The organism is Holdemanella sp. (genome assembly GCF_056804935.1).
In genome coordinates this window covers 1-2,367 of sequence record NZ_DBMEXE010000237.1, presented here as the reverse complement: position 1 = coordinate 2,367, position 2,367 = coordinate 1, and the positions used below count along the sequence as shown (strand labels likewise).

General features: G+C 33.5%; 5 protein-coding genes. All 5 read left to right on the top strand.

What is annotated here, in order from left to right; translation table 11 throughout:
* Positions 1 to 190 precede the first annotated feature (190 nt).
* A complete protein-coding gene (locus tag ACZQCL_RS08790; protein ID WP_227993840.1) occupies positions 191 to 469 on the top strand; it encodes a hypothetical protein in 279 nt (92 codons plus the stop codon).
* Positions 462 to 1,169, top strand: coding sequence for a F0F1 ATP synthase subunit A (gene atpB, locus ACZQCL_RS08785; protein WP_270489941.1), 708 nt, complete (start codon positions 462 to 464; stop codon positions 1,167 to 1,169). The genes ACZQCL_RS08790 and atpB overlap by 8 nt, the downstream gene beginning before the upstream one ends.
* A gap of 19 nt (positions 1,170 to 1,188) precedes the next feature.
* Positions 1,189 to 1,431, top strand: a complete 243-nt coding sequence (atpE, locus tag ACZQCL_RS08780; RefSeq protein ID WP_003864774.1) for an ATP synthase F0 subunit C — start codon at positions 1,189 to 1,191, stop codon at positions 1,429 to 1,431.
* 18 nt (positions 1,432 to 1,449) lie between these two features.
* Entirely contained in the window at positions 1,450 to 1,965 is a 516-nt protein-coding gene (gene atpF, locus ACZQCL_RS08775; RefSeq protein WP_118114297.1) for a F0F1 ATP synthase subunit B, read from the top strand.
* On the top strand, positions 1,959 to 2,367 hold a 409-nt coding region (gene atpH / locus ACZQCL_RS08770; RefSeq protein WP_482482858.1), incomplete at its 3' end, for an ATP synthase F1 subunit delta. The genes atpF and atpH, both read left to right, overlap by 7 nt.

The following is a 2,367-nucleotide window of genomic DNA, read 5'->3' as shown; positions in this document are numbered from 1 at the left end:
CAGAAGTCAATTTATATAAGACGTTGTATGAGTGTTGATTTTAGCTTTATATCCTAATTTATTAAATGTGTCTTATTAATAAAAAAATCGAGGTAAAGCAATGCAGCAAATGAATAAAAAAATAGTAAAGTATACTTTGATATTTAGTTTGTTTTGTTCTATAGCTTGTGCAATGATTTTTCATTCTCAAATGATTCAAGTATTTATAGCGGTTTGGATAGGTTGTCTTACAGGTTTAGTGGGGTATCGTAAGATTGTTCAAATGGCTTTAAATATTCCAACAGATGAAATAGCTGGAAAAAAGATAGGTACACAAGAATATATGAAAAGATATCTTATGTATGGTCTAGTTTTAGTTATTTGTCAATTAATGGAGTTGCCAATTTTGGCAGTTCTTGTTGGGCTTATGTGCAATAAAGGAGCTATTCTTTTATATGCACTAAAAGAAAAGGAGGATTTCCATGAGTGATGTAAGTGCAATTATCATTCACATTGGAAAGTTCTCTTTACAGATTCAACAATCTATTCTTGTATGGCTTGGAATTTGTGTTTTCTTTGCGTTCTTCTTCTACTTTGCAGGGAAGAAAATTGAAAAACAAGATCCTTCAAAAGCTAGTAAAGGGATTGTGTATATTTGTGAGGAGATCTACAACTTAGTGCTTTACGTAATTAAAGATAACTTAAGGGAAACTACAAAGAAATATATTCCTATGTTTGGCACTTTGATTGTGATGATGATTGTAAGTAACTTGATTGGTTTGATTGGGCTTCAAAATCCAACAAGCAATGTAAGTTTTAATGCGACATTGGCTATCACAATGTGGTTGATGATCCAAGGTAATGGTATTAAAAAAGGTGGATTATTAGCACGAATGAAAGAGTTGACAGAGCCGATGTTCTTGTTGACACCATTGAATGTCATAGGAGAGTTGGCGCTGCCTATCTCATTAACAATGCGTTTATTTGGTAATATTTTGGCAGGATATATCATTTCTATGTTGGTGTATACATTGATTAAAATGTTGATGCCAATAGGATTGTTAGGATTATTAGTAACGCCATTTTTACATATGTATTTTGATATATTCTCAGGTGTAATTCAGACATATATCTTCTTTACACTAAGCTCGTTCTTCTTAGGACAGCAAGTGGCGATTCAAGAAGATTAATAAATAGGAGGAAAATAAAATGTTTAATGAATTTTTCGTACGTGGTATGGCTTGCTTAGGTGCAGGTATTGCGATGATTGCTGGTTTAGGTCCTGGTATTGGTCAGGGTATTGCAGCTAGTAAAGGTGCAGAAAGCGTTGGTCGTAACCCAGATGCAGCAAGTAAAATTCAATCTATCATGGTATTAGGTATCGCCTTAGCCGAAACAACAGGTATCTATGCTTTGATCATTGCGATTTTATTGATTTTCATCAAAGGTTAATGATTAGGAGAATCGGTAATGATTGACTTTAATATTGACAATTATTTGCGAATTTCATTGACCGATGTTGTTTTAGTTTGTATTTCTACTTTTTTGATTGTAATGTTTGCCAAAAAATTCTTTTGGGAAAAATTACTAACATTAATTCAAAAACGACAAGATTTAATTCAAGAAAATATCGATTCTTCAGTAGCTATTAAAAAGCAGGCTGAAGATGTTAAAGAACAGTATGATGAAAAATTGCGTAATGTATCGCAAGAAGCTCATACCATTCTTGTTTCAGCTAGAGCACATGCGGATCAAGAAAAACAGCAGATTATAAAAGAAGCAAATGACGAAGCTTTGCGTATTAAGAAAAACGCAAATGAAGATATCGAACGTCAGAAGCGTGACGCTCAAAAAGAAATGAAAAAAGCAATTAGCGATGTCGCATTAAGCGCAGCGAGTCAGTTGATTAAAAAAGAAATGGATGAAGAAACACAGAAGCAGTTTGTGGAAGATTTTATTGAACAGGCAGGCGATAAACAATGGTAGATTACACGCCTTATGCCCAGGCTCTATTTGAATTAGCACAAGATTCAAAGCAAGAAATGGCTTGGATGTCAGAGCTAAAGCAAGTAGCGCAAGTGATTACTTCAGTACCAGAATTAAGCAAGATTCTAGCACATCCAAGTATTCCTCGAGTAAAGAAAAAGGAAATCATCCAAACAGCTTTCGAATCCGAATTAGATACAACTGTATTTCGTTTCTTGCTTGTGTTAAATGAGCATAATGAACTTTCTCATCTTGATAAAATCAGTGATGCGTATGAAGAGTGTTATCGAAAGAAACATAGAATTGAAATCGTTAAAGTAACGAGTGCATCAAAACTAGATGAAGATCAATTATCAAGATTGAAAGAGATGTTAGAGAAAAAAATGAATAAGACACTTGAAC

Coding starts and splice junctions, on each gene's coding strand:
- ACZQCL_RS08790 (WP_227993840.1), top strand. CDS start 191: ATGATTCAAGTATTTATAGCGGTTTGGATAGGTTGTCTTACAGGTTTA.
- atpB (WP_270489941.1), top strand. CDS start 462: ATGAGTGATGTAAGTGCAATTATCATTCACATTGGAAAGTTCTCTTTA.
- atpE (WP_003864774.1), top strand. CDS start 1,189: ATGTTTAATGAATTTTTCGTACGTGGTATGGCTTGCTTAGGTGCAGGT.
- atpF (WP_118114297.1), top strand. CDS start 1,450: ATGATTGACTTTAATATTGACAATTATTTGCGAATTTCATTGACCGAT.